The organism is Nocardia ignorata NBRC 108230, from assembly GCF_001612905.1.
GTDB classification, from domain to species: domain Bacteria; phylum Actinomycetota; class Actinomycetes; order Mycobacteriales; family Mycobacteriaceae; genus Nocardia; species Nocardia ignorata.
In genome coordinates, this window is the sequence record NZ_BDBI01000008.1 from 107,469 (window position 1) to 131,168 (window position 23,700).

The 23,700-nt window shown below is 66.4% G+C and carries 21 protein-coding genes; 12 read left to right on the plus strand and 9 right to left on the minus strand.

From position 1 onward, the window contains the following. Window positions 1-23: 23 nt before the first annotated feature. Entirely contained in the window at window positions 24-1,838 is a 1,815-nt protein-coding gene (locus NI2_RS07060) for a DUF3556 domain-containing protein (RefSeq protein ID WP_067487637.1), read from the minus strand. Window positions 1,839-1,928: 90 nt separating this feature from the next. Continuing rightward, window positions 1,929-3,365, minus strand: coding sequence for a class I adenylate-forming enzyme family protein (locus NI2_RS07065; protein WP_067487639.1), 1,437 nt, complete (start codon window positions 3,363-3,365; stop codon window positions 1,929-1,931). 160 nt (window positions 3,366-3,525) lie between these two features. Between NI2_RS07065 and NI2_RS07070 the strand changes: the two genes are divergently transcribed. From NI2_RS07070 to NI2_RS07080, 3 genes are all read left to right on the plus strand, one after another. Continuing rightward, a complete protein-coding gene (locus NI2_RS07070) occupies window positions 3,526-4,746 on the plus strand; it encodes an RsbRD N-terminal domain-containing protein (protein WP_133734169.1) in 1,221 nt (406 codons plus the stop codon). A gap of 207 nt (window positions 4,747-4,953) precedes the next feature. Continuing rightward, entirely contained in the window at window positions 4,954-5,121 is a 168-nt protein-coding gene (locus tag NI2_RS34375) for a hypothetical protein (RefSeq protein ID WP_166655812.1), read from the plus strand. A 93-nt stretch (window positions 5,122-5,214) separates the two neighbouring features. Then, window positions 5,215-6,477 carry a PucR family transcriptional regulator gene (locus NI2_RS07080; RefSeq protein WP_067487859.1) on the plus strand — a complete coding sequence of 421 codons (1,263 nt, stop codon included), beginning with the start codon at window positions 5,215-5,217 and terminating at the stop codon, window positions 6,475-6,477. A gap of 80 nt (window positions 6,478-6,557) precedes the next feature. Here NI2_RS07080 and NI2_RS07085 read toward each other — a convergent pair whose 3' ends face one another. Further along, a complete protein-coding gene (locus tag NI2_RS07085) occupies window positions 6,558-7,493 on the minus strand; it encodes a Rossmann-fold NAD(P)-binding domain-containing protein (protein ID WP_067487645.1) in 936 nt (311 codons plus the stop codon). Further along, window positions 7,490-7,903: a hypothetical protein gene (locus NI2_RS33615; RefSeq protein WP_133734168.1), complete on the minus strand. Its 414-nt coding sequence runs from the start codon at window positions 7,901-7,903 to the stop codon at window positions 7,490-7,492. The genes NI2_RS07085 and NI2_RS33615 overlap by 4 nt, the downstream gene beginning before the upstream one ends. 144 nt (window positions 7,904-8,047) lie before the next feature. On the opposite strand from NI2_RS33615, the gene NI2_RS07095 reads away from it, so the two are divergent. Together NI2_RS07095 and NI2_RS07100 are read left to right on the plus strand one after the other, a co-directional pair. After that, window positions 8,048-8,710: a TetR/AcrR family transcriptional regulator gene (locus tag NI2_RS07095; RefSeq protein ID WP_067487647.1), complete on the plus strand. Its 663-nt coding sequence runs from the start codon at window positions 8,048-8,050 to the stop codon at window positions 8,708-8,710. A gap of 229 nt (window positions 8,711-8,939) precedes the next feature. Further along, window positions 8,940-11,000 carry an AMP-binding protein gene (locus NI2_RS07100; protein ID WP_067487650.1) on the plus strand — a complete coding sequence of 687 codons (2,061 nt, stop codon included), beginning with the start codon at window positions 8,940-8,942 and terminating at the stop codon, window positions 10,998-11,000. 23 nt (window positions 11,001-11,023) lie between these two features. Here the strand turns inward: NI2_RS07100 and NI2_RS07105 are convergent, their stop codons facing one another. Further along, window positions 11,024-11,692 (minus strand): hypothetical protein, encoded by a 669-nt coding sequence (locus NI2_RS07105; RefSeq protein ID WP_067487652.1) that lies wholly within the window; start codon window positions 11,690-11,692, stop codon window positions 11,024-11,026. A 605-nt stretch (window positions 11,693-12,297) separates the two neighbouring features. On the opposite strand from NI2_RS07105, the gene NI2_RS07110 reads away from it, so the two are divergent. Genes NI2_RS07110 through NI2_RS07120 form a run of 3 tightly spaced genes read left to right on the plus strand, consistent with a single transcriptional unit; the run spans window position 12,298 to window position 15,763 of the window. Next, window positions 12,298-13,236, plus strand: coding sequence for a polyprenyl synthetase family protein (locus tag NI2_RS07110; RefSeq protein ID WP_243750058.1), 939 nt, complete (start codon window positions 12,298-12,300; stop codon window positions 13,234-13,236). Between the two features lie 41 nt (window positions 13,237-13,277). Continuing rightward, complete coding sequence (gene crtI / locus NI2_RS07115; protein WP_067487863.1) at window positions 13,278-14,804, plus strand: phytoene desaturase family protein; 1,527 nt, start codon at window positions 13,278-13,280, stop codon at window positions 14,802-14,804. Then, the gene (locus tag NI2_RS07120; RefSeq protein ID WP_067487656.1) at window positions 14,801-15,763 is read left to right on the plus strand and encodes a phytoene/squalene synthase family protein; all 963 of its coding nucleotides are present in this window, start codon (window positions 14,801-14,803) and stop codon (window positions 15,761-15,763) included. Before crtI ends, NI2_RS07120 begins: the two co-directional genes overlap by 4 nt. A 36-nt stretch (window positions 15,764-15,799) precedes the next feature. Here NI2_RS07120 and NI2_RS07125 read toward each other — a convergent pair whose 3' ends face one another. From NI2_RS07125 to NI2_RS07135, 3 genes are read right to left on the minus strand one after another with little or no spacing between them, the layout of a single operon-like run. Beyond that, window positions 15,800-17,275 carry an SDR family oxidoreductase gene (locus tag NI2_RS07125; RefSeq protein WP_067487658.1) on the minus strand — a complete coding sequence of 492 codons (1,476 nt, stop codon included), beginning with the start codon at window positions 17,273-17,275 and terminating at the stop codon, window positions 15,800-15,802. A 6-nt stretch (window positions 17,276-17,281) separates the two neighbouring features. Beyond that, a complete protein-coding gene (locus tag NI2_RS07130) occupies window positions 17,282-17,749 on the minus strand; it encodes a hypothetical protein (RefSeq protein ID WP_067487659.1) in 468 nt (155 codons plus the stop codon). A 7-nt stretch (window positions 17,750-17,756) separates the two neighbouring features. After that, complete coding sequence (locus NI2_RS07135; RefSeq protein WP_067487661.1) at window positions 17,757-18,218, minus strand: SRPBCC family protein; 462 nt, start codon at window positions 18,216-18,218, stop codon at window positions 17,757-17,759. A 246-nt stretch (window positions 18,219-18,464) separates the two neighbouring features. Here NI2_RS07135 and NI2_RS07140 point away from each other — a divergent pair, with 246 nt between their 5' ends. From NI2_RS07140 to NI2_RS07155, 4 genes are all read left to right on the plus strand, one after another. After that, a complete protein-coding gene (locus NI2_RS07140) occupies window positions 18,465-19,136 on the plus strand; it encodes a TetR/AcrR family transcriptional regulator (protein WP_067487663.1) in 672 nt (223 codons plus the stop codon). Between the two features lie 6 nt (window positions 19,137-19,142). Further along, the gene (locus tag NI2_RS07145; protein ID WP_084476054.1) at window positions 19,143-20,147 is read left to right on the plus strand and encodes an SDR family NAD(P)-dependent oxidoreductase; all 1,005 of its coding nucleotides are present in this window, start codon (window positions 19,143-19,145) and stop codon (window positions 20,145-20,147) included. After that, window positions 20,137-21,789 carry an AMP-binding protein gene (locus NI2_RS07150; protein ID WP_067487664.1) on the plus strand — a complete coding sequence of 551 codons (1,653 nt, stop codon included), beginning with the start codon at window positions 20,137-20,139 and terminating at the stop codon, window positions 21,787-21,789. Before NI2_RS07145 ends, NI2_RS07150 begins: the two co-directional genes overlap by 11 nt. Before the next feature lie 217 nt (window positions 21,790-22,006). Further along, window positions 22,007-23,332, plus strand: coding sequence for a lipase family protein (locus tag NI2_RS07155; protein ID WP_067487665.1), 1,326 nt, complete (start codon window positions 22,007-22,009; stop codon window positions 23,330-23,332). A 96-nt stretch (window positions 23,333-23,428) separates the two neighbouring features. Here NI2_RS07155 and NI2_RS33620 read toward each other — a convergent pair whose 3' ends face one another. Then, the gene (locus NI2_RS33620) at window positions 23,429-23,656 is read right to left on the minus strand and encodes a hypothetical protein (protein ID WP_133734166.1); all 228 of its coding nucleotides are present in this window, start codon (window positions 23,654-23,656) and stop codon (window positions 23,429-23,431) included. Window positions 23,657-23,700 lie beyond the last annotated feature (44 nt).

A 23,700-nucleotide genomic window follows, 5' to 3' on the forward strand; every position in this document is an offset into this window, starting at 1 on the left:
CCTGTCTGTCTGCGGTTTCCGGGCTATTCGGCGGGCTGAACGGTGCTGTCCGGCCGGTGCGACACGACCGGGGTGTCGACGTCTTCGCGTCGCCAGGTCACCTGATGGGGGATGGGACCACCGGGCAGCCAGGGCAGTGCCTCGACCGCGTCGGCGACCCGCCAGGTGCCGCGCTCGATCACGCCGACGGCGGCATCGATCACCATGTACTCCTGGGTGGGTTTGTGGATGGGCTGCGATTCGACCCAGACCACGATCCATTCTCCGGGCGCGAACCCGACCCGTTGCTGGATCGCCTCGATCAGGTCGAGATTGTGCAGGTGGCCGTCGCCGAAGTTGAAGCCGATCAGCGAGTTGCAGGCGAACTCGGCTTCGCGCACGGTCCAGCGGTCGATATCGGGAATGTGCTTGTACAGCAGGGAGAACAGGCCGCGGCCCTGACTGTGCATGGAGCGCCAGCCGATGGTCTGCTGCATCGTGATCTCGGCGACGGCAGGCTCGTAACCCATGGCCCGGAGCTGTTCGAGCTGGTTGAGCGTGGGCCGGTGCTCGATGGTGTTCAGGTTCTGCTCCGCGCCGGGCGCGAAGGCCCACAGCGCCGAGGCCCAGTTGCCCGCGTACTGACGCATCGACGGCAGGAACGACACCAGGTCCGGGCGCAGGTTCCCGACGATCGGGAAGAACGCCAGCCCCACGACGATCGCCAGGGTCAGCCACGGCGAGGACATGTCGAACACCGCGTACCCCTCGCTGTTCGGGTAGCCGAGGAACAGGAACACCGTCAGGTAGGCGAACAGGATGTTCCATTCCAGCGGCACCGCCAGCGGAAAGGTGGAGGTGATGAACAGGTGGAACACGACCATCATCGCCACGCCGGCCAGGGTGAGCCAGTGGTTGGTGGAGAACAGCAGCACGATCGGGGTGACCACCTCGACGGTTGTGCCGCCGACGTGCGCCGTGAACGCCGCAAGCCTGGAGGGGCGGATGTCGTGCGGGAAGTCGCGGTAGTGGGCTCGCTTGACCGATCGGAACGGCACGGAAGGGCTGTTGGACACCATCGGCGGCACGACATTGGCGAAGTGCCTACCGAACTTCGACGCCCCGGCACCGACCCACACGATCACGATCAGCAGCTTGGCGGCGATGATCATGTCGGTGAACGGCAGCAGGGCGAAGAACACCAGCGCGGGCAGATATTGCTCACCACGCGCGGCCAGGAAGATCGTCTTGTCCCGCAGCCCGCACAGGATGTACAGCGCGATCGCGACGATGAGCAGCGCGGGGCTGATCAGCCCGGAAGTGTTGTCGGGCAGGCGTTCCAGCAGCGACTGGGATGTACGTCCCGGCGCCAGCAGCGCGAGCCCGAGGGCCGCGAGGAAGCCGAGGTACAGCACGACATCCAGGGCTGTGCGGGTGTTGCCCGCGGTGAACGGCACCCGCCGCCACGGTCGTAGCCGGATGGTTCCCGGCCGGGCGAAGAACAGCACGCCACCGGTCATCGGCTTGAATTTGCCCGCCAGCGGACCCCAGGACCCGGCCACGCCGATCGCCTCGAGCAGCACAGTCCACACCACCAGCTTCTGGTAGACGATCGGCTGATCCCACCAGGCGCCGATGTCCCAGAACGGGCCGGTTCCCGAGGTCAGCGTCGACACCAGGACGCCGCCGAACATGTAGAGCACCAGCAGTTTCAGCACATAGACGGTGTGGATCATCTTCGGTGTGCCGAAGCCGTACTCGACCCAGTGCAGGGCCAGGGTGCGCACACGGTCGCGTAGTGGCAGATCGAGAAATGTCTCCGTATCCACCGGGGGGAAATCACCTGTTTTGAACCCCATTGTTCTCATGCCCTTCTTGTCGTGTTCCGGGCGCGCGCGACCGCGACCGGAATTGCCTCGAACTCCGAATTACCTTCCGGTGGAGTGTGTTCAGGCGGTCGTCGCGACCGCGCGGAGCCGGTTCTTGTCGATCTTGCCGACGGGATTGCGCGGCAGTTCGGTGGTGAGCACGATCGCCGCGGGCACCTTGAACGCGGCGAGCCGCGCGCGGCAGTGCTCGGTGAGCTCGGCGGCGGTCACGGCGCCGGTGGCGACCACGTGGGCGACCGGCACCTCCCCGAGCACCGGATCGGGCGCTCCGACCACCGCCGCCTCGTGCACGGACGGGTGGGTGTAGAGCGCGTTCTCGATCTCCTTCGGGTAGAGGTTCTCCCCACCGCGGATGATCATGTCCTTGATCCGGTCGACGAGGACCAGATAACCATCGGAGTCGAAATAGCCGATATCACCGGTGTGCAGTCGGCCGTCGATCACCGTCTTCGCCGTCTCCTCGGGCTTGCCGAGGTAGCCGCGCATGACATTCGGTCCGCTGATCACCACTTCGCCGCGTTCCCCGGCGGGCTGCGCGACGCCGTCGAGGTCGACGACCTGCACGATCTGACCCGGCAGCGGCAGACCCACCGTGCCCGGCTTGCGTTGCCCCGACGCCGGATTCAGTGTCGAGGCGCACGTGCCCTCGGACAGCCCGTAGCCTTCCACGACCGGGACACCGAAGCGGTCCTCGAACCGGGCGATGAGTTCTGCGGGCATGGGTGCCGCGCCGCAGATCGCCAGCCGCAGCGGGGAGGTGTCGGGACACAGCTCGGCGGGCTGGGCAACCAGCATGGCGTAGATCGCGGGCACGCCGGAGAAATAGGTCGGGCGGACCCGCTCGACCAGGTCGAAGAAGCCGGTCGCGGAGAACTTCCCGGCAATCGTGGTGTGCCCTCCGGCCAGCAGCGGCGACAGCACGCTGACCACGATCCCGTTGACGTGGAACAGGGGCAGGATCAGCAGACTGTGGTCGGTGTCGTCCAGACCGAGCGCGCCGATGACCATCGCGCACATGGCGGCAAGGTTGTCGTGGCCGAGCAGCACGCCCTTGGGGCGGCCGGTGGTACCGCTGGTGTAGATGATCAGCGCCAGACCGTCGCGAGGGGCCACTGCCGCGACCGGGCCGGCGGAATGCGCCAGTTCGGCCACGTCGAGGGTGGTTCCCGATCGGCCGGGGTCACCGACGACCACCAGTGCTCGCGAATCGGCGATCTGAAAGCTGATGTCGTCGTCGGTCAGTCCCGGGTTCACCGGTGTCACCGCCGCACCGAGCTGCCAGGCGGCGAACAGCACGACCACGAGGTCGACGCGGTTGGGCAGCACCACCGCGACCACGTCACCCGCGCGCACGCCCGCCTGGCGCAGCACCGAGGCGGCGCCGTGCACCCGCTCCCGGAACCGCGCGTTCGTCAGTGCGGTGGTGTCGTCGGCCAGGCACGGCGCGTCCGGCGCGGAAACCGCTCGGGTGGTTGGCAATTCGACGATCTGTCGCATGATTCCTCACGAGGCTGATTGTGATCTGAGTTACATCAATCACCGTAAGGACTGGTCTCCGCGGCGGCTACGGGCCGGGAGACCAGCGTTGCGAGCCCCCGTTGTGCCACGGGTACAAACAGCCTGGTCGGCGGGTGGACGCGGGGTAGTGTCGGCGCCCATGGCCCCCGACTACGACGCTCTTGTCCGCGAGGTGGCGGGCCGGATCAAGGCGGATCTGGACCGGCTCACCCCCGCGATGACCACGATGTTCGCCGACACCATCCCGGAGTTCCGCCACGATGACGAGATCCGCGGACTCATGGTCGCCAGCACGGAGTCGAACCTCACCGCCATCATCGACATGCTCACCCTCGGCATCGGGCTCGGCGACATCACCGTGCCGCCCGCCGCCGCCGAATACGCCCGCCGTTTCGCCCAGCACGATCTGTCGCTCGAGGCGCTGCTGCGGGCCTACCGACTCGGCGAGCACATGTTCGTGCAGCGGACGATCAGGTTACTGACCGAGTTGGCGGCGCCCACCGAAGCGGCGCTGGGCGCCGCGGCGCGCATCGCCGAGCTCGTCAACAGCTACATCGACCAGGTGATCGAGGGCCTGATCGATATCTACGGCACGGAGCGACGCCGCTGGGACGCGCGCACCGACGCCGCCCGCGCTGCCCAGGTACGCGCGGTGCTCGACGCCGAGGAGCTGGATCTGGCCTCCGCGGAGCAGATGCTGTCGGCGTCGCTGCGCGGCTGGCACCAGTTCGTGCTGCTGTGGACACCGCCGGGAACCGCCGACCCGGGGCCTGTGTTGCGAGCCGGCATCCAGGTGCTGGCCGCGGTGTCGGCCCGTCCACCCATGACCGTCGACATCGACGAGCACACCCGCTGGGTGTGGCTGGCTTCGACCGGCAGGCCCGTGCTGGACACCGCTCGGTTGGCCCGGGAGCTGCGCGCGACACCGGTTCTGTCGATGGCCGTGGGGGATCCCGCGCCGGGGCTCGCGGGTTTCCGGCAAAGTTTCCACGACGCGCAGCGGGCTCGCTCGGTGGCGGTGGCCGCCCGATCGCGCGGCGTACTCGCCTACGCGGACGTGGCGCTCACCGGGCTGCTCGCCGACGACGCGACGCGGGTTCAGGTCTGGGCGGGGCGCGTGCTCGGCGGACTGATGGGCACCGACGAGACGGCGGCCAGGCTCCGGGAGACGGTGCGCGTATTCCTCGACGCGCGAGGCAGTTACACCGATGCCGCCGCGCGCCTGCACGTCCACAAGAACACCGTGCACTATCGGGTGCGCAAAGCCGAGGAGGTGCTCGGGCATTCACTCACCGAGCACCGGCTCGACATCGAGGTGGCGCTGCTGGCCTGTGCGCAGCTGGGGTTGCCGAGGCCCTGAACCGTCGCGGTGGCAGCGCTCGCATACATACCCGATGCGGGGCGGAAACGGCCGTCACCATTTGTTGTGGATTCCTCCGAGGATTGTGTGGCGAGCGAAATGGGAACGTCAAAACCTCGGCCGGACGAATGAGCTCCGGGAGTCGTCGTGATCTGATCGAGATGTCCCGAGGATGGGATGTTCACGAGCACAATCGAGGAAGTACATATGAACGCCAAAATCAGCCGCCCGCTCGCCGTTGCCGCGCTCGTCATGTCGGCCGCCGCGCTGAGCGCGGGCACCGCCACCGCCGCCGCGCCCGCACCTGTTTCGGGTTCGGTCGAGGTCTGCCTGCCGCTGCCGCTGGGGCCGCTGGAAGTGAGCTTCTGCCTCTGATCTGCCAGACCGTGCGGCGGGTGTGGGCGAGCGTCGGGGCGCCCGCACCTGCCCGTGCCCGGTAACTACGAACTCGGGTGGGAAGGATTCACCATGGCTGTTTCGACCTCCATCGAACCGTTCTTGACCGCCGCGGGCCGCCCGGTATCGACGCCCTTGAGCGATGTGCGCGCGATCTCGCGGCAGATGGTCGTCCATTTCATCGAAAACGTCGTCCCCTGCGGCACACTGCCCGGTGAAGCGCTCGACGGCGATATCACCACCGTCACCAGAATCTGCCTGGAACTCACCCGGAGCATGCTCGACGGCCGCGATCTGCCCGGCCGAGTGGAGCGCGTACAGGCCGCCGCCGCCGACTGGGCGCGCGAGGGCATTCCGATCGACACCATCCATCACGCCGTGTACGAAGGCTTCAAACTCGGCTTCGACCTCATCATCACCAATGTCACCAACCATGATCACGACACCATGGTCGGCGTGGTGCGGCGGCTGATGGACGCCCAGGACATGATCACCGCCGCGGTGTCGGCGGCGTATGTGCGGGAACTGCGTGCTGTCGTCAGCGAGCACCATACCGCCGTGCACACCCTCACCTCGGCGCTGCTCGGCGGCCAGAACACCGCGACGATGGCCAGGGAATGCGGCATCGAGATCGACACCGAATATCACGTCATGGCGCTCGAACTTCCACCCCATGCAAAAGAATCCGAACCGGGGTTGAACGCGAAAATAGTCGCCCGACGCAAGCTGCGGCGAGTCCAAGCCGAACTCGCCGACCGATGCGACGGCAAGGCACTCTCGCTGCTCAGCGTGGACGGCGGCACATTGCTGCTGCCTGCCTCCGAGTTCGCCGGAGCAGACCTCGACGACCTGGTGACACGCCTGTCCGCGGCCGCCCAGGTACCGCTCCGCGCGGTGGTGACGACGGCGGCGCCGACGGAGATCCCGCGCGCCGCCGAAGAGGTCCACGAACTCATCGAAATAGTGCACCGTCTCGGCGGGCCGAGCAAGGTGTACCGCCCGCGCGAATTGGCATTCGAATATCAGCTCACACGACCGGGACCCGCCCGCGACTATCTGAGTTCTGTCCTCGATTCCCTCGAACCGCATCCTGAATTGATGCAAACCCTCGAGGTGTATTTGGCGACGAATATGCAACGTGCGCGCACCGCGCGAAAAATGTTCATCCACACCAATACCGTCGATTACCGACTCAAGCGGATCACCCAGATGACCGGATTCGACCTCAACGACATCACCGGGCTGTGCTATCTCCGCGCGGCCCTGCTGATCCGAGCGCACCGCAGCACGAAAACCGTCGAAGTCCCCGAAGATCCCGGCACGCGCGCGAGCTGACCCGTCGCGACACGGGTCACTGCGCCGAGACCGTCGGCCCGCGAATTCATCCGACACCTCGCCGCTGTTGCGGAAGTCGGTCAGCGGCCCGGCTCCGGGATGTCGAGTTCGATGTCATCCATCGGCAGGTCGGCCAGTGTGAGAACGCGATGGAGAGAGTGGATTCCGTGGGGGAGGTGCGGCGCGTGAGTCGCGGCTGCGGCAGCCACGATCGCGGTCGCGCGGGATTGGTTTGTTCCGCGTGCCCAGCGCGTGGTCCCGTCGTGGCCGCGGGCCAGCACGATCCATCGGTCGGTCCCTGGGAAGTGGAGTCCGCGTGGCGCTTTCGCGGCGCCGGGGAGCCAGGTGAGTGCGGCGAGTGCGGTGGTGGCAAGTCGGGAATCGAGGCCGAAGAACGTGCGTACAGCAACTTCGAAGTCGCGCTGGAGGGTGTGCTGGTCGGCGAAATCGAGTCGGTAGAGCCGCCGTGGTCTCCGGTGCCCGGGTAGCAGGAAGGTCTCGGGCTGTGTGTAGTTGCGGATGTAGCCGTCACCGCCGCGGAAGTGCTTGCCCAGCAGCCGATATGACCATTCGACGGCGGCAGCGCCGTGATGTTCGCCGGCGCCGAGGAATACGGCGAGGTCGATCGGGCCCGGCGAGGTTCGGTGGACTGCTGCTGCGAGCAGGTTGGTGAGCCCAGGGGCGAGGCCGACCTCGACGACGACCGGAGACCCCACATTTGTCCGTGCGAGGTCGTCGAGATATTCGGAGGTGGCCGAGATTTGTATGAACGCGGACCCGTGGTCACCGGCGAGGGCGGCCAATCGTGGATTTTCGGCTCCCGAGGCGTTGACTGTCACATCGGTGCCGGGCAGCGCCGCACGATAGGCCGACAGCCGAGGGTCTTGGAGATCGATGACCATGTCCGAGCGGGCCGGATCGCGTCCGGCGACGACCACCGCGTCTCCTCGGCGGCGGAGCTCGGTGACGAGATGGCCGCCTACGGCGCCGTAGCCGCCGAGCACCAGGACCCTCATCGGTTTGTTCCGGGCGAGGCGTCGAGACGCGCGGATGGGTCGGTTGATTTCCTGGCTCGTAGTACGCCGACGCCGACGAACCCGTAGACGAGACCGGTGCCGATCTCGGTGATCGCGCTCAGCCAGGAGAACCAGGTGACGTTGGTGTGCGGCAACGAGATATAGCTGTCTTGATAGTCGGCCCAGAATGTCGGTAGCAGGTGGGCGTAGGTGAACACGGCCGCGCTGCCGAAACCGATGCCGATCGCCGCTTCCGGCGCCCGGTACCGGTAAGTCATCGTCATCAGAACGGCGACGGCGACAAGCACTGCCTGCACGTTGCCGCCGATCATGATCGACATCGGCGAAGCGTCCATGCCGCGGCGCAGATGATCCAAGCCGTGGACGCCGAACCCGATCGCGAACGTCACAGCGGCCAGTCGCAGGTTTCGTGTCCGACGTCGATTGTCTTGGATGGCCATTACCTACCTCTATACCCGGCGCAATATGTCCATACTGTTGTGCAATATGAACGTATCGTGACACAGTATGCTCGTATTGTCTATGGTTGATGCGTGCAGCCCACGTCGCCATTTCCCCTACCGGCAGACCCCGGCCCCTCGGCCGCGGACCGGATCCGCGCTGCCGCGTTGAAGTGCTTCGCCGTCGACGGGGTTTCGGCAACCTCGCTTCGTGCGGTGGCGGAGCAGGCGGGGGTGTCGATCGGGCTGGTGCAACATCACTTCGGCACCAAGGCCGGACTCGTTGCCGCTGTCGACGAGTACGTCCTGCGAGTCGTCGCGACAGCGGTCGCGTCTCGGCCCCTACCACCACCACCAGAGGATTCGCTCGGCGAGCTGGGGCACCGGGTCACCTCGATCATGACCGACCACCCAGAGGTCGTCGACTACATCGCCCACGCGTTCATAGAGGGCGACACCATCGGCACGACCGTCTTCGATGGACTGGTTTCCATCAGCTCCGCCCAGTGGAACCAGTTCGATGAACAGGGCCTGCTACGGCCCGACGTCGACCGCACGTGGGCATCGCTGCATCCATTGATCTTGGTCATCGGCACGGCCGTGTTGCGGAAACAGATCGGCCGGCACCTGCCCGAGCCCCTCACCGCACCGGCACAACTGCATCGCTGGGACGATGCGGTCGCCCAGCTCCTGCATGGCGGATTGTTCGCTGATCCGTCACCACCGACCGTCGATCCTGCCCAGCGAGTGGACTGAAGCGCGCAGGCCTACCCGCATTCGGATCGGCCGACGATTGGCAGTGTTCACAGCCGGTGCGCGTGTTCTTCGGTAACCGTCAAGCATCCGGAGAATTCGCGTTCGGCCACGGCGCCGTGCGCGACCATGACTTCTGGTGCAGTGCCTGACGAAAGGCGCCGTCGCGGCACAGTGGCCGGGATGCGTGGGCACTTCCCGGCAGCGTGGCCGGGCCGAGAGAGGCGCAGAGATGTCGAGTGATGTCGTGGATGTGACTGTGGACTTCGCCGTCGCGAGGCAGGCGTTGTGGGAGGTGCTGCTGGAACCGCAGAGCTATCCGCGGCTGTGGTCCGGCATCGGAGGATGCCAGCGGTTGACCGGCACCGAGGGGGACACGAGGTGGCAGGTCCGCATCGGCGACGCGGATGTCGGCGTGCGAACCATCGATCTGGCGTTGCGGATCGGTCGCTGGTACGAGAGTTTCGAACTGCACAACCCGGAGACGGGCAGTTTCGCGCTGATCCGGCTCGCCGGTGACCAGCAGCGAACCAGCGTGAGCGTCACCGCCTTCGCCGCGCCGCGGCTGCATCCGGCGCTGGCGGACGCTCGCGACGCCGAGACCGTCCGGTGGATCAGGGCCGGTTTGCGGCGTGCCGTCGATGTGGTGCGTGGGGCGCAGACATCGGTGGTGGGAAACGGCGACCGGGCGCCGATCCGCCGCAAGTCCGAGCTTGTGCGCTGGGTGGTGAATTCCGGGCTGGTCGCGCCGCCGGTGACCTCGGCGCGGCAACTGCGGTCCTTGTACCGGTGGGGTTTCAACCTGGCGGGCGGTTACGCGGCGGGCGCCGCGCACAGTCCCGACCAGCTCGCCCTGATCGACACCGTCAGCACGGCCACATTCGCCGAAACCGACAAGCGCACCACCGCGCTGGCCGGCGCTATGTACGAGGTCGGATTGCGCGCGGGCGACGCGATCGGGTTGCTCGCCGCCAACCACTGCGGCATGGTCGAGACGATGGTCGCGGCGGGCAAGCTGGGCGTGGACGTCGCACTGCTGAACGCCGGCCTGTCGGGCAGGCGGATCGAGGAGATCGTGCAACGTCACCGGCTTTCGGCGTTGTTCGTCGACACCGACCTCGAGCACCTCGTGCAGTATCTGCACAACGGCGTGCCGCGCTTCGTCACCGACGACCTGCCCGCGGACCCGGGCCGGATCACCATCGAGGATCTGATCGCCATGGGTAGCACGACTTTTCCGGTCCCCACGGTGCCTGGGCGTCAGATCGTGCTCACGTCGGGAACCAGCGGTACGCCGAAGGGCGCCAGGCGACCGCATCCGAAGGGATTCGACACCCTGGTCGCGCTCCTGTCGCGAATCCCGATCCACGTGGGCAGCACGATGATGATCCCGGCGCCGCTGTTCCACACGTGGGGGCTCTCGGCACTGCAATTGAGCACCGCCGTACGCGCCACCGTGGTGCTCGCTGAAGGATTCGATGCCGAGGAATGCCTTCGTCAGGTCGCCGCACACCGGGTGAACACCCTCATCGCGGTGCCGACGATGATCCAGCGCATGGTCGACCTGCCCGCCGCGGTGCGCGCTCGCCACGACCTGAGCAGTCTGCGTCATGTCGTCAGTTGTGGTGCTCCACTCGTCGCGGCGACCGTCGATCGCTTCCTCGAGGACTACGGTGATGTGCTCTACAACCTCTACGGTTCCACCGAGGTCTCCTGGGCGAGCGTGGCAGCGCCCGAGGACCTTCGCGCCGCCCCGACCACGGCGGGTCGTCCGCCGCTGGGGACTCGGATCGCGATCCTCGGCGCCGACAACCAGCCGGTGCCGATAGGGGTGACCGGACGGATCTTCGTCGGCAATCACATGCTGTTCGACGGCTACGTCAACGACACTCCGCCCGAGGAGGCCGACGGCATGCTGAACACCGGCGATCTGGGCTACCTCGACGCGGAGGGCAGACTGTTCGTGGACGGACGCGACGACGAAATGATCATCTCCGGTGGCGAGAACGTCTTCCCACGTCCGGTGGAAGAGGCGCTGTCGTATCTGCCGCAGGTCAGCGATGTCGCGGTGGTCGGGGTACCCGACCGTGAATTCGGTCAGCGATTGGCCGCATTCCTCGTCAAACAGGAAGGCTCCAGCCTGGATTCGGGCATGGTGCGCACCTACATCCGCAACCGGCTCAGCCGCTTTTCGGTCCCGCGCGATGTCACTTTCCTCAATTCGCTGCCCCGTGGGGAAACCGGCAAAGTGCTCAAGCGCCTGCTCGTCGATCCCGCGGGTTTCCCCGAGTGAACGATTGAATTCCGTTCACTCGATCACGAGGCATGCGGATATCCGATTTCGGAGATGTCTCGGGCCAGGTCCACCAGGGCGGCCTCTCCGTTCAACGAAGACACGAGTTCCTGGTCCAGCGGCCGCAAGGCATACACGTCACGCACCGCTTCCAGGTCGAGAGAGATCTCGTAATAGTCCTCGGCGAAGCGCTGGAACGCTTCAGGTGAGCGGTCGACCAGAAGTTGGAACAGATACTTCGCCCCATCAGGGTCGACATGGTCCGGGGGGAAGTCGATCGTGCCGTGGTGCCACTGGTCATCCGTCGCCTCCCGCCACAAGCAGGCCGTCACAGCAAGCACGCCGTCCTCGTCGGTGAATGCCGGTTCCTCGACCAAGGGCATGAAGACTTCGGGAACTTCGTCGATCACTCCCGGCCAGGGCAGGCGGTCATGGCCATACGGGCTCATCGGCGACTCGTGGCTAAAGCCCCGGACATATGCCCCGGCCACCGAGAAAACGATGGAGTATTCGTCTCCCGACCCGTTGCGCATCGAAGCCATCTCCTGGCCTTCGGACCAGGCGCCGTTGAAGGAGTAGTAACGGCTTTCCCAGTCCGGGGTCAGGATCGCGTCGAGCATCGCAAGCGAGCGGCACAGGTCCCGCAGGTCGGCGATGGCAGGAAGCCGACGGGCTACGTCATAGACAGTCACGCGCTCATCCAACCGGATCCCTCTGACACCCGGCCGCGGTGCGGAACAACTTGTGCCGGCGTGGCGCGAAGCCCCGGTGTACTCCTAGGCCGACGACGATAAGATCGCGGCGCTGGTGGCGCTGGTCGCCCAGATCAATCAATACGGCCACTCGGCTCGGCGTGATCTTGCGGCAGCAGGGTGGCTCCTACACGCCGGGGCATGTACGACGCCGAGACCGACTGAAGTTCGAAACCCGCTCAGGCCCCGGATCATTCACGCCGGGGCCGGGCTTCCACCGAGCGCGCGGCCGACAAGATCGGGGTCATCCGGGGCAAGGTCCGTCTTCGAGGATCGGTGTCACGGCGAGGCAGAGTCGACGCGGCATCAATCGACGCACAAACGATGCATTTTTGGAAAAACGGTGTCACAATCGTGGCGTGAATGCAGAGCGAGCTGCGACCGCAGCCGGACCTCGCGGACTCTCCACCGACGACGGCTCGAGGCAGTTCGAACGGTGGGTCGCGCAGACACAGAGATCGGTTCGCGATCACGTCGATGAGTTCGTCCGGGCGCGTTGCGCGGCGGAATTGGACCCGGCGGGGTTCTCGCTGCCAGGTCAGCTGATGATCGACTTCGCGTCGGGTGGCAAGTGCGTGCGGTCGGTGTTCGTCTATCTCGGCTGGCTGTGTGGTGGCGTCGGCGAGTCCGAACCAGCGCTGCGCGCGGCCGCAAGCGTGGAACTGCTGCACGCGTTCGCGCTCGTGCAAGACGACGTGATGGACGAGTCCCGCGTCAGACGGGGGCGACAGTCGACCCACCTGCGGCTGGCCGCGTGGCATACCGAGCAGGGGTTGTCGGGATCGGCGGCCCGATTCGGCGAATCCGCGGCGATCCTCCTCGCCGACCTGTACTTGGTGTGGGCCGAGCGCATGTTGCGCGAAAGTGGCGTCGGTACCGCCGCGTTGGATCGGGCATGGCCACGCTACGACGCGATGCGCAGCGAACTGGCAGTAGGTCAGCTCGCGGACCTGTCCAACGACGCGAACCGCTTTCCGTCCTTGACCGCGGTGATGGACATCGCACGCCGTAAGTCCGGCAATTACACCGTGCGCCGACCCCTGGAACTCGGTGCGGCGATGGCCGACTGCGACGACACCGTGATGGATGTTCTCGGTGCCTACGGCGTACTGGTCGGAGAAGCATTCCAGCTTCGCGACGACCTGCTCGGCGTCTTCGGCGACCCGTCGACCACCGGAAAGCCTTCCGGTGACGATGTCCGAGAACGCAAGGCGACCACGCTGATCGCACTGGCCGATCAGCTCGCCGGGCCGTCGGACCGCGCCCGGCTGCGAGATCTCTGGCGGGAAGAGCTGATCGACGAGCAGGGCGTCGCCTTCGCACAGGCGGTGATCGTCGACAGCGGCGCGCGGCAGTGCGCCGAGCGGATGATCCGCGACCGAGTCGAACACGCGCGTGGGCTTCTCGATCGCGCCGACCTCGAATCGTCGGTGGCCGACGCGCTGCACCGAATGGCGCTGTTGTGCACCGACCGTACGTCCTGACCGGCCCGCGTGCCATCGAGAAGTCCGACTGGAAGGTAGAGATGCGAACGATACCGGGAAGAACCGATGAGGTTGTCGTCGTCGGGGCCGGTCTGGCTGGTCTGGCCGCCGCGCTGCACTTGGCGGGACGCGGCCGCGGTGTCACGGTGGTGGAGCGTGACTCGGTCGCAGGCGGTCGAGCCGGACGGCGCGATATCGACGGTCTTATGCTCGACACCGGGCCGTCGGTACTCACCATGCCCGACATCGTCGCCGACACCCTCGCCGCGGTCGGGGAAAGTCTCGACTCCCGGCTGGACTTGCTGCCGGTCATCCCTGCCTACCGCGCGCACTTCGCCGACGGCAGCGGGCTGGATATTCACAGCGACGCCGCGGCGATGGAGGAATCGGTCGCGGCTTTCGCCGGGCCCGAGGAAGTCGAAGGGTATCGCCGACTGCGGGCGTGGTTGAGCGAGCTGTACCGCGTCGAATTCGATCGGTTCATCGCCACGAACGCCGATTCTCCGTTCTCACTGCTCACACCGGCGTTCGCGCGGTTGATCGCGTTGGGCGGCTTTCGTCGTCTCGACCGGGCGGTCGAGTCTTTCCTGACCGACGAACGGCTGCGGCGGGTGTTCACCTTCCAGTCCCTCTACGCGGGTGTGTCGCCACAGCGAGCCCTGGCGCTGTACGCGGTGATCTCCTACATGGATACCGTCGGCGGTGTGTACTTCCCGCGCGGCGGAATGCGTGCGCTACCGGACGCCCTGGCCGCCGCTGCCGTGGATGCCGGCGTGCGGTTCTGCTACGACGAAACCGTCCACGATCTGGAACGGAACGGTTCACGCATCACTGCTGTGTTCACCGAGAAGGGTCGCAGAATCCCCTGCGACGCAGTCGTTTTGGCAACCGAATTGGCCACAGCGTACGAATTGCTCGATCGCTCTCCGCGGCGTCCGATCAGCTGGCGTCCGGCACCGTCCGCGGTCGTCATGCATGTCGGCTTTCCCGTCGGCGTGCCGACCGCACATCACAACCTCGTCTTCGGTGCCGCCTGGAAACAGACCTTCGACGAACTGATCAATGGGGGAGAGTTGATGACGGACCCGTCGCTGCTGGTCACCCGACCCACCGCGACCGACCCGGCCCTCGCCCCTCAGGGGCAGGATCTGTTCACCGTTCTCGCTCCGGTTCCGAACCTGTACCGCAGCAAGGATCTGGACTGGGATCGCCGAGCCACCGCCTACAGCGAGGAACTCGCGGCGATTGTCGAGGACCGTTTGATTCCGGGCTTCGTTAGGAACTCTACGATCGTGCATGTGGACACCCCCGCCGATTGGCAACGGCAGGGCATGCTGGCCGGAACCCCGTTCTCCCTCGCGCATACCTTCGCCCAAACCGGTCCGTTCCGTCCCGCGAACATGCCACGGGGAGCGACCAATGCGGTGCTGGCCGGCTGTGGCACCGTTCCCGGCGTCGGCGTGCCGACGGCACTGTTGTCGGGTCGTCTCGCCGCCGACCGCGTGACCGGCACCGTGACTACCTCGCGGTCTTCGTTTTCCACCGTGACCAGGGACGGACGACGATGACTCGCACCGAACTCGACGCCGCCGGTATCCGTGACGCGGGGTTGCGCGCGTCCTATCAGAGGTGCCGGGAACTCAACGCCCGGCACGGGCGCACATTCTTCCTCGCCACCCGACTGCTCGCGCCCGCCCAGCGCCCAGCGATCCACGCGCTCTACGGCTTCGCCCGATGGGCGGACGACATCGTCGACGAACCCCCGACCGGCGACGCGACCGGTTCTGCGGCGGCACGCCTGGACGCGGTGGCGAAGACCATGCGCGACAGTCTTCGCGGTACCCACGACGGCGACCCGATCCTTGCCGCGCTCGCCGATACCGCCGCCAGATACGGGATCGAGCACTCGCTGTTCGACGATTTCCTCGACTCGATGCGGATGGATCTGACGGTGACCGACTACCCGGATCGGTCCGCGCTGGATCGCTATATCCACGGTTCGGCAGCGGTGATCGGCCTGCAGGTACTGCCGGTGCTCGGCACCATCGGCCCCCGATCCGATGCCGCGCCCTACGCGGCGGCGTTGGGAAAAGCCTTCCAGCTCACCAACTTCCTTCGCGACGTCGCCGAAGACCTCGACCGTGGCCGGGTATATCTGCCTGCCGACGAGCTGGCTGCTTTCGGTGTGGACCGCGCCCGCTTGCAGTGGTGCCGGACCAATCGGCGCACCGACTCCAAGGTGCGATCGGCGCTGGCCGCTCAACACGCCGTCGCCCGAGACTGGTACCGGTACGCCGATGCCGGAATCGCGTTGCTGCACCCCATATCGCGACCGTGCGTCGCCACCGCGGCCGTCTTGTATTCGGAGATCCTCGACCGGATCGAACGGAGCGAGTTCGCGGTGTTCACCGCGCGGGCGACCGTGAGCAACGCGCGCCGGACTCGCGTCGCCGGTTCGGCGCTGGCTCGTGCGTTGTGGGCGCGGCGAGGTAGCCGGGCACGGGCACTGACCCCCACCGAAGGCTGAGGCGATCGGGTCGAGCCGAAGGAAATCGCTGAATCTTCAACCTGTCGGCGTGCTATCGGGGGTGCGTTCCGCGGTGGTCGTGATGTTGCGGACCATGCCTCCGAAAACGGCGCTGTGGAAGGGACTGATCGCTTTCCAATACAGGTGCCCGGCGAGTCCGTGCGGTTGAAAGATCGCGCGCTGACGGTATCGCGAACCACCGTTCGGGGCGGGTTCGACACCGAGCTCGAGCCACGCCAGGCCCGGGACCCGCATCTCGGCGCGAAGGCGCAGCAGGTGTGGTCGGTCGATATATTCGACGCGCCACCAGTCCAACGCCTCGCCGGAGTGCAGGCGCCGCGGGTGTTTACGGCCGCGACGAAGTCCGACACCTCCGGCCACCCGGTCGATCCAGCCGCGTAGCGACCAGGCAAGCGGGAACGAATACCAGCCGTTCTCGCCGCCGATGGATTCGATCACCGTCCATACCGTGTCCGGGTCTGCGGACGTGTGATGTTCCCGAACGTCCTCATAGAGCGAGCCGCCGGACCAGTCCGGATCGGTGGGTAAAGGATCGGAGGGTGCGCCGTAGGTGCTGGCATCGGACCAACGGGTAGGCACCTCGGCGTTGCGGATACGGGTCAGCGCCAACTCCACGGCACATCCGTAGCGGGTGAGGCCCTCCGGGGGATCCGAGACGTACGCGGCGATGTCGTGCTCGCCACAGACGACCTCGTGGACCAGCGACTCGATGAGCGGCACGGCGAGCGCACGGGGCACCGGCGTCACCAGGTTGACCCACTGCGCGGACAGCCACGGCGTGAGCACCGGAACCGGCAGCACGACTCGACGATTCAGCCCGGCCACGACGGCGTATTCGCGCATCATGGTCAGGTAGGTCATCACGTCGGGCCCGCCGATATCGAAGGCGCGGTTGACGTCGGCCGGCAACTCCGCGGCGTGCACCAGGTAATACAGAACGTCTCGAACAGCAATCGGCTGAATCCTGTTGTGCACCCACCGCGGGGTGACCATTGCGGGCAGGCGTTCGGACAGATACCGCAGCATTTCGAAACTGGCCGACCCGGAACCGATGATCACCGCCGCACGCAACTCCGCGGTGGGAACACCGGACGCACGCAGGATCTCGCCGACCTCGGCACGGGAGGCCAGGTGGCGAGACAGTTCGGTGTGTGGCGGGACGATCCCGCCGAGATAGACGATGCGCCCGACCCCCGCCGACAACGCGGCCGCCCCGACGATCCGCGCGGCCTCACGATCGATATCGGCGAAGTCACGACGGGTCAAGGAGTGCACCAGGTAGTAGACGACGTCCTGACCGGCCACCGCCGAACGCACCTGGTCGCTGTCGGTGACATCTCCCTCGACCACCTCGACCCGATCGAGCCACGGCACTTCGGCCAGTTTCGCCGGTGTTCGGGCGACCACCCGGACATCATGACCGGCCTGCAGCAATTCGGGCACCAACCGGCCACCGATGTAGCCGGTCACCCCGAAGATCACACACCGCATGCTCGTTCAGCCTTCCGTGATATCCGGTCGGGCAGCGTGGCCCGGTAGGCCCTGAGTACGTCGTGCCTCCTTCATCTCGGCCTCGTAGACATGGGTGCGGCCGCCCACAAGGCGGTCACGAACTGTCCGCTCGAGCTCGCGAAACACCGAGTAGTAACCCTCGTCGTACTCTTCCACGACCTGGAAGGTCCAGCGGCCGGCCAGAACGTTGCGGCCTATCAGTTCGGTCGACAGCCGATCAGCGAGTCGGTTGTGGCCTGCCAGGCGAAGCATGTCGGCTGCTTCTCCGAGCGCGAGATCGGCTCCGCCGGTGAGTTGATGGAACTCGTAGAGGTGTCCGCGCGCGCGTTCCGTTGTCTCCAGCGCCTCCGACAACTTGCCGACCGCAGCGACAGTTTCGTCGCTGATACCGCTGGGCCGCCGGTGGCGGTCGGCCGGTCGGCCGTTGTCGGCCCGGTTCTCGTTCGTACTCATCGCACAGCTAGGGCTTGGGACGATCGACATCGCCACGCCACGCTCCCGTTTCCGATCCACGGCCTTCGATGAAGTCCTTGAAGCGGCGCATGTCCCCCTTGATGCGGCGATCGAGCACACCTGTTTTGTCCGCGATGTTCTCGACGAAGCCCTCCGGGTCGATGTCCATCTGCACGGTGACCCGGGTCGTCGAGTCATCGATGCGGTGAAAAGTGACCACGCCGGCATGCTCGGGACCCTCGTCGGACTTCCAGGCGATGCGTTCCTCGGGATGCTGCTCGGTGATGGTGGCATCGAATGTCCGGGTGGCACCGGCGATGTCGACGGTCCATCGGGTATGGGTGTCATCGAGTTGTTCGATCCGGTCCACCCCGTGCATGAACTGAGGGAACGATTCGAACTGGGTCCACTGGTTGTAGGCGGTCGCCACCGGCACGTGCACGTCGACAGCTTCGATGACAGTGCTCATTCTCGGCCTCCTCGGATCGAATTTTCTACATTCAGCGGCCGAGTGCCCACTCGCCCCGCGTTCACACCGATTGATGCAGATTCGCTTCAAAGTGGGCGCCTACTCCACTCGCGTGAGGCGGTTGCGCGACAGTATCGCCTCCCACCCCGTCGGATTTGAATCCTATTCAGGAAATCCTTGACCGGCGTCGATGATGCCGCCTACGCTCCAAGGTACTGAATCTAATTCAAGAACTTGGGAGGTGTGATGGTCGGCAATCGGCGCGGTGAGGCATCGCGTGCGGCGCTGCTCGCGGCAGGCAAGGCTGCGTTCAGCAGCGACCGCTACGAAGAGGTCTCCATCGTCGACCTCGCGCGCTCTCTGGGGGTGGCGGCCGGTTCGATCAGCTATCACTTCGGCGGGAAGCGAGGGTTCTACCTCGCGGTACTGGAGCAAGCCGCCGAGGAGTTCTGGGGAGATCTGCTGGCCATGCGCGGGCCGGCGCTGGATCGGCTGAACCGGGGCATCGACCGGCTGCTCGATGAAGCCGAGCAGCAGCCGCGCGCGTTCGAAGCGCTGTTCGCCGATGTCGCCGACGCCGAAGTGCGTCAGATCCGCGACCGGCACCGCACCCAATTGACCGAAGCTCTGCTCATCGAGGTGACCGGCTCGGACTCGTCACCGGTATTGCGGGCGGCGATAAGCGGTTTCGTGTCCTTCATCGAAGGTCTGGTCCTGCACTGGTCGCGCACCCGCGAGATCAGCCGCGAGCAGGTCAAGGACCTGGTCGTCGGCAATATGTTCGGCACGATCCTGGCCGCCCTGCGCACCGACCCCGATATCGAGCTGACCCAGCGGGCGATCGACGCCACGCTGTCAGATCCCCAAGCATTGGCCTTTCTGGGCTCCCTGTCCACCATGTCGAAGACGACGGAGTGATCACTGATGTCTGAAGTTCTGCCCACCGGTCCCTCGCGGATCGTCGAAACTCCGTTCGCCCGCGCGGTCGCCTGGGTCATCGGACCGCGCGGGTTGCGCAGTCAGGCGGCGTTGCGTCGTGAGGTCGAGGGCAAGGTGGTCGTGATCACCGGTGCGTCGTTCGGCGTCGGCGAAGCGACCGCGCGATGGTTTGCCGCGGCTGGTGCCCGGGTCGTGATCGCCGCTCGTTCGATGGACCGGTTGCTCGAGGTGGCCGAGGAGATCAATGCCGCTGGGGGAGAGGCCTATCCGTACCGGCTGGACCTGACCGATGAGCAGTCGGTCGCCGAGTTCGCGGCGTCTGTGCGTTACGACCTGGGCGAAGTCGATGTGCTTATCCACAACGCGGGCAAATCCTTGCGCCGTTCGGTCCACCTGTCCTACGACCGGCCCAAGGACATCACCGCCACCACCGGTGCGAACTATCTCGGGCCGATGCGCCTCACCCTGGCCCTGCTGCCGGGGATGCGGGCTCGCGGTAGCGGTCACATCGTGAACGTCTCCACGGTGGGGATCATGTTCCCGAATGCTCCCAAGTGGGGGTTCTACCTGTCGTCGAAGCTTGCTTTCGACTGGTGGATGCGTGCGGTGGGGATGGAAGCGCGCGCCGACGGGGTCACCTTGACCACGTTCTACGGCGGGTTGCTGCACACGCGGATGAGCGCGCCGAGCCGGTGGATGCGGGTGCTGCCCGGTCAGACTCCCGACGACGCGGCGAAGGTGCTGGCCAAGGCGGTGGTGAAGAAGCCGCGCACGATGACTCCGCTGTACGGATTCCCGTCGGCGATCAACGCGACCGTGTTCCGGTGGCCGCTGGAAGTGATCGTCGAGCGGATCTTCCGCAATCTCGGTGACACCGAGGCCTCGCTGTCCCGGCTGCGCCCGCACGTTCCGGTGACGCCGGCCGAGGCCACCGCACCGCCGGTCACCGACCCTTCCGGGAACGGGCAGGTGCGCACGGATGTCCGCTGACCTGAATCACAGTCTGCGTCAGTGGGGTTCGGCGATCCCGGCGGTCCTGTCGTCGGGAATGCTCACCCCGGTCGGCCCGCGCAAGGCCGTGGCATTGGCGCGCAGCTTCTACCGGTACGGCCCGACTCCGGCGATGTTGTTGGCGGCGACCGCCATCCGGCATCCGGACAAGGTCGCGATCATCGACGACACCGGGCAACTGACCTATCGCCGACTGCAGCAGCGGGCCGAAGCGATCGCCGCGGCCCTGTTCGCCGCGTGCCCGGCACCGCCGAAATCGGTGGGCATCATCTGCCGCAACCATCGCGGATTCGCCGAGGCGATGGGCGCGGGCGCGCAGCTGGGCGCGGAGCTGATCTTCATCAACACCGAACTGCCCGCCCCGCAATTGCACGCGATCCTCGCCCGGCACAAGCCGGATGTGCTGATCTACGACGACGAATACGCCGTGACTGTGGAGAAGGCGAACTTCACGGGCTTGCGGGTACTGGCATGGCGCGAACCCCATGCTGATCTCGCCGGGTTGCCGACACTCGACGACTTCGCGGCTCGAAGCCACCCGCGCCCGCCCCGGGTCCGGCACGCGGTGAAGCTCACCCTGCTGACCTCGGGGACCACCGGCCTCGCGAAAGGTGTCCCGCGCGCGGTCGAGCCGCAAGCGATCGTGGCGCTGACGTTGACCGCGATGGCGATCTTGCGCCTGCGTTCGACGGACCGCGTCTTGGTGGCGCCGCCGATGTTCCACGGCTTCGGGCTGTTGTCGCTGCTGGGACCCCTGGCACTGGGTGGGACGGCGATCTGTCGGCGGCGTTTCGACGCCACGACCGCGCTGGCCGACATTGCCCGTCATGAGGTGACTGTGGTGATGGCGGTGCCGGTGATGTTGCAGCGGTTGCTCGCCGCGGCAGGGGCGGCTGAGGCTGCCGCAGCGCGACGGCATCTGCGGATCATGGTGACCGGTGCGGCACCGATCTCCCCGACCACGATTTCGAAGCTGATCCAGGCCTTCGGCCCGATCCTGGTCAACGGGTACGGCTCGACGGAAGCGGGAATGGTCACCATCGCGACCCCGGCCGACCTGGTCGCCGCGCCCGACACGATCGGTCGGCCCGCGCTCGGGGTGTCCGTGCGTGTCCTGCGGGCCGACCGTACCGAGGCGGCGATCGGTGAGATCGGGGAGATCTTCGTGCGCAGCGGTCTGGAATACACCGGCTACACCCCTGACCCCGCGGCGAAGGTCTCGACCAAAGAGGTCATCGACGGACACGTCTCCACCGGGGACATGGGGCATTTCGATCCCGAACGCAGACTGTTCATCGATGGCCGCGCCGACGACATGATCGTCTCCGGTGGGGAGAACGTCTTCCCCGGCGAGGTCGAAGACCGCCTCGCCGCCCACCCCGACATCACCGACGCGGTCGTGATCGGTGTGCCCGATGCCGAGTTCGGACAGGTCCTCAACGCGTTCGTCGTGCTCGAGCCTGGTGCCGCCGTGCCGGGGGAGGACGCGCTCAAACAGCATGTGCGCCAGGGTCTCGAGCGCTACAAAGTGCCCAAACGGTTCGTCGTGCTCGACGAGATTCCCCGCAACGCCAGCGGCAAGGTCCTGCGGGCCGAACTGCACGCCGCGGCTGGTTCCTGAGCCCTTGCCGGTTCGAACCGACAACCCCATCCGTGGTGAGCGGTCACATCTCGATCGTGTGCCACCCGGGCAATGTGACCGTTGACACTCTCGCCATGGCATGGGAATCTGAATCGAATTCATATTGAATTCATTTCAAAAAGGGGAATCGATGTCCAGAGGCACGATCTCGGGTCGGCGAACACCGGGTATGGGCGGGAGCGGACGATGGCCGGCGATGCTCGCTGCGGTGGTTCTCACCGCCACCACGGCGCTGACCATCGGAGCCGGACCCGCCATATCGGCACCGGGCACCGGTTCAGCCTCGGGTTCGTCGCAAGGTGGAGACTTCTACCTCCCGCCCACGCCCCTGCCTGACGGCAAACCAGGCCAGATCCTGCGCAGCGAGCCGTATGCGCTGGCCTGGGCCATCCCTGGGCAGCAAGGCCAGCTACCCGCCGATGCCACCCGCATCATGTACCTGAGCGCCGACACCCACGGTGAACCGGCCGCAGTCACCGGTTCCTATCTGGAACCCACGCTGCCGTGGCACGGGCCGGGCCCACGCCCGCTGATCGCGGTCGCGCCGGGCACCCAGGGCCAAGGCGACCAGTGCGCACCGTCGAAAACCTTGGCCGAGCTGATCCACTACACCTTCCCCCTCGACATCTGGGTCAGCTACGAGATGATCACCGTGTACGCGCTGCTCGCGCGCGGTATGGCCGTGGTCATGACCGACTACCACGGCCTGGGCACCCCCGCCGTCCACGACTACGTCAACCGCGCCGCCGAAGCCCACGCTGTCCTCGACTCCATCCGCGCAGCCGAAGCACTGACCGGAATCTCCCGCCCCACCGGCATTTTCGGCTACTCCCAAGGCGGCGGAGCCGCAGCAGCCGCCGCCGAACTGCAGGGCGAATACGCTCCCGAACTCGACGTGCGCGGCACGTACGCCGGAGCTCCTCCTGCGGACCTGCACGATCTCATGCTCAGCGCCCCGGCCGTCAACGGGATCATCCCCGGTGTGATCGGCGGCTTCGGAACGGGATTGCTGGGCTATGTACTCAACGGAATCGTCGCCAACCATCCCGAAACAGCCCCGATCATCGACGCCGCGACCAACCCCGCCGGCAAGCAGATGATGGCGGAGCTGGCCGGCACCTGTATCGGCGAAGCCGTCTTCCGCACCATGCTGAGACCGGCAACCTGGTACATCACCAGCGGACGCACGCCCGCCGAGATCATCGAGAGCTCACCGGAATTGTCGGCCATTGTCGACGAGCAGCGCATCGGCAGGCGCAAGCCCATCGCACCGGTCCTGATCGCCGCAGGCACCAACGACGATGTCCTGACATACCCTCAGGTCCGCCAACTTGCCGTCGACTGGTGCGCACACGGCGCGGCCGTGCAACTCGACACCACCGCCTGGCTACCGCCACTGTTCCCCAGCACCGCGATCGGGCACCTGCTGGCATACCTACCCGCCACCTTCGCCGCCCATGACTGGCTCACCCAGCGCCTCGCCGGTGCGCCTGCACCGAGCAACTGCTCCGCACTGCCCTGATCTGCCGGAAGCCCCGCAACAGCAAGCCATCTGAGGCGCGCGATGATGGACACCGCCGATGGCTCCGCCTGCGATCGCGGCGAGTCCGACCGCTGTCTAACGACGTCGACGACGTGCTCGAAGGCGCAGACCTGCGGGCTCGAGGGTCAGGGTTTCGCGCACGTCGAGGTCATATTCAGGGTCGGGTTCCAGATCGAGCTGGTGCAGAAGTGATCGGCCGCAGAGCGTGGTGTCGTGCTTGGCGCGCCGGAAGCATCCGGGGCCGGTCTGCCATAGTCGCAGGGTCTCGTCGATGACGCGGCGCAGACTGCGGAGCTTGGCCACGTCGTCTTACCGGATATCGGGAATTCCGCTGTGGGCCAGCGCTC